The sequence below is a fragment of the Microcystis sp. M165S2 genome, from assembly GCF_020245885.1.
In the GTDB taxonomy this organism is placed as follows: Bacteria; Cyanobacteriota; Cyanobacteriia; order Cyanobacteriales; family Microcystaceae; genus Microcystis.
In genome coordinates this window covers 1-3,283 of record NZ_JADBTZ010000212.1, presented here as the reverse complement: position 1 = coordinate 3,283, position 3,283 = coordinate 1, and the positions used below count along the sequence as shown (strand labels likewise).

Here is a 3,283-nt window from a genome sequence, read left to right as displayed (position 1 = left end):
GATCAAGGGTTGCGCTTGCTTTGGTTTAACCTGAGCGACTTAGTTTTTGCTGCGCTTTTTTCTGGCTTGAGATTTTAGGTTCGACAGCAACTCCTTGATTGTTTTTTGAGTTACCCCTTGACAATCAAGACAGTCGCTACGAGTCTTTATTCAGTGAACAGTTAACAGTTAACCGAGGTAATATATTACCTCCATTCAACTGAGAAATTAGAACCTACTAATCGCAGATAAGCGATTCTTCCGGGCAAATTTCCTTTAAAGAGAATTTTTCCGTTAATGGGGACTCTAGAAGGCATATCTGTCATATATGCTTGATCACCTGGACCTATTGCTCCAATAATGCACCGCGATCCCTTCAATTGCTTGCCAGTAGAATCAATGATGATAGAGTCTCGGGGAGAAAAATGAAAATCTCTGACTTCCCCTAAGTTTGCAACCATAAAAGTACAAACTACAGAATTATTGTCTTTATTACAATTCTGAATCTCGAAAGCAAAACCATTGCTTACACGTCTTAAATTACGGGCTTGAGCAATATCATCGTGATTCTGATAGAAGTTAGAAGATAAAGCTGTAGTTAAGGCTAAAATTGGTAGCCATCTGAAAAATCTTTTTTTCATCACCATTCGCTACGCAGTACATAAGTGTTTGCCCCCTCGCAGCCAGGTTAAGCAACAGCCTAACCCAACCATAAAGGAAACCAAAAACAACAATACACATCCCCCCCCCCACAACTGTATTAAAAGCTACAATTTTATAAATCTTTACATTTCTCTCCCTAACCAGCGATCGAGATTTTGGGGTTTCTGGGGAGTTCAAGAGCTTGGAATTGTACAATAAGGTTGTACAAGTATCCCCTAAAAATCATGTTAAGCAAAGAAACCACCTACTCTCAGGCGAGAATGAATTTAGCCAGTATCTTAGATCAGGTGTGTGACGAATCCCAAATTATCGTCATTAAGCGTCGCAATCAGAAAAATGTGGCGTTAATTGCTGAAGATGAGCTTTCCAGTTTATTAGAGTGTGTTTATTTATTGCGATCGCCAGAAAATGCCCAACGCTTATTTCGCTCTTTAGAATGGGCCCAGACAGAAGATGCAACTCCTCAAACATTAGCTGAATTAAAAGAGGAGTTAGGAATTGAGTCCTAAAAGAGAAAATAAGCCAGATAAACCTAAAAACAATCCTATTCATGGTTATTTGCCCGTTTTTAGTCCTGATTTCAAAGCAGATTTAGCCTGGTGGTATCGGAACGAACCGAAAAAAGGCGATAAAATTTTAGACTTAGTGGCAGATATTTTGGATGGCGATCCGTTTACAGGATTGGGTAGGCCGGAACCTCTTAAGTATATTGCCGCGGACACTTGGTCACGACGGATCGATTTAGAACATCGTTTAGTTTATAAAGTCACAGGAAATAAGGTTTATTTTTTACAAGCTCGCTATCATTATCAATCAGGCTAAACTTAGCAAAATTCACCCACTTTAAGCTTGAGGATTACAACCTTTCTCCTGTCGATCCCAGACATCATCCTAAAAGTCGGCACTTAAAGGGGTACGAGGGAAAGGAATCACATCGCGAATATTGGTCATTCCCGTCATGAATTGTACCAGACGCTCGAACCCTAAACCAAAACCGGCGTGGGGAACGGAACCGTAGCGACGCAGATCTAAATACCACCACAAATCATCGGGATTCATTCCCTGTTCCTGCATTCTTTGTCTCAGTATATCTAATCGTTCTTCCCGTTGGGAACCGCCGATAATTTCGCCGATCTTGGGTGCTAAAATATCCATAGCGGAAACAGTTTTATTATTGTCATCTAGACGCATATAAAAAGCTTTGATTGTCTTGGGATAATTGGTGACAATCACGGGTTTTTTGAATAGTTCCTCCGCTAGATAACGTTCGTGTTCTGACTGTAGATCTACGCCCCATTCTACTGGAAACTCGAACTGACGATCGGCTTTTTCTAATAACTCGATCGCTTCGCTGTAGGTAATCCGGCCAAACTCACTATTAACGATATTCTCGGCCGTACTTAACACCGTTTTATCGATACGTTCGTTAAAAAACTGCAAATCTTCGGGACAATTTTCTAAGACGAATTTAAAGATATATTTAAGGAATGCCTCCGCTAAATCCTGATCTCCTTCCAAGTCACAAAAAGCCATTTCCGGTTCCACCATCCAAAACTCGGCCAGATGACGGGAAGTATTAGAATTTTCGGCGCGAAAAGTCGGTCCAAAAGTGTAAACATTAGATAGGGCCATAGCCATTACTTCCGCTTGTAATTGTCCACTGACGGTTAAATAGGCCCGTTTACCAAAGAAATCCTCGGCAAAATTGGCGGGTTTTTTTAAGTCTAAACTGGTGACAGTAAATAATTCTCCCGCACCTTCGCAATCGTTAGCGGTAATAATAGGAGTATGTACCCAAATAAAGCCTTTTTCTTGGAAAAAAGTGTGAATAGCGGTAGCGCAAGCGTTTCTAACCCGCATTACTGCCCCTAGGGTGTTGGTTCTTGCTCGCAGATGGGCAATAGTTCTCAGAAATTCAAAGGAATGACGTTTCTTTTGTAGGGGATAATCCGCAGGACAGTCACCATAAAGGGTGATTTCGGCCGCTTTTAACTCGATATTTTGCCCTTTACCCGGGGAAGGAACCAAATTTCCCGAAACAGCGATCGCCGCTCCCGTACTAATTGACTTTAGTACATTTTCATAATCGGGTAAAGTCGGTTCGAGGATAACTTGTAAGTTAGCTAGGGATGAGCCATCATTAACTTCCAGGAAAGTAAATTCTTTTAATTCTCGTTTTGTTCTCACCCAACCCTGCACGGTGACGGATTGATCGGGTTGTCCTGTCTGAAAGATTTCCTTGATTCTGGTAGTCATCGAAAATTTTGGGTCTGAAACCCCGTCGTTCTACGACGGCTTTACCTTTAAATACTAGCGCATTTACCAAATATATGCTAAAATGTGAGACATGGAAAAAGCCTACTCGTTCCGATTTTACCCCACACCCGAACAGGAGTCGCTATTGCGGCGCACTTTGGGCTGTGTAAGATTGGTTTACAACAAAGCTCTCCATCTCAGAACAAAAGCATGGTATGAAAGACAAGAAAGAGTAGGCTACGCTCAAACTTCTTCAATGCTAACCGATTGGAAAAAGCAAGAAGAATTAGACTTTCTCAATGAAGTAAGCTGTGTACCTTTGCAACAAGGGTTAAGACATTTACAAACAGCTTTTACCAATTTCTTTGCTGGTCGTACTAAGTAT

General features: G+C 41.3%; 5 protein-coding genes. 3 read left to right on the top strand and 2 right to left on the bottom strand.

Annotation, left to right across the window (positions count from 1 at the left end; genetic code table 11):
• Window positions 1–185: 185 nt before the first annotated feature.
• Entirely contained in the window at window positions 186–626 is a 441-nt protein-coding gene (locus tag IM479_RS10955; RefSeq protein ID WP_287711781.1) for a hypothetical protein, read from the bottom strand.
• Window positions 627–866: 240 nt separating this feature from the next.
• Between IM479_RS10955 and IM479_RS10950 the strand changes: the two genes are divergently transcribed.
• Window positions 867–1,151, top strand: a complete 285-nt coding sequence (locus IM479_RS10950) for a type II toxin-antitoxin system Phd/YefM family antitoxin (protein ID WP_272079755.1) — start codon at window positions 867–869, stop codon at window positions 1,149–1,151.
• Window positions 1,141–1,464 carry a Txe/YoeB family addiction module toxin gene (locus tag IM479_RS10945; RefSeq protein ID WP_287685309.1) on the top strand — a complete coding sequence of 108 codons (324 nt, stop codon included), beginning with the start codon at window positions 1,141–1,143 and terminating at the stop codon, window positions 1,462–1,464. Before IM479_RS10950 ends, IM479_RS10945 begins: the two co-directional genes overlap by 11 nt.
• A 69-nt stretch (window positions 1,465–1,533) precedes the next feature.
• Here the strand turns inward: IM479_RS10945 and asnS are convergent, their stop codons facing one another.
• Window positions 1,534–2,898: an asparagine--tRNA ligase gene (asnS, locus tag IM479_RS10940; RefSeq protein ID WP_287685308.1), complete on the bottom strand. Its 1,365-nt coding sequence runs from the start codon at window positions 2,896–2,898 to the stop codon at window positions 1,534–1,536.
• Between the two features lie 91 nt (window positions 2,899–2,989).
• Between asnS and IM479_RS10935 the strand changes: the two genes are divergently transcribed.
• A partial coding sequence (locus IM479_RS10935) for a helix-turn-helix domain-containing protein (RefSeq protein WP_287685307.1) occupies window positions 2,990–3,283 on the top strand: 294 nt, incomplete at its 3' end.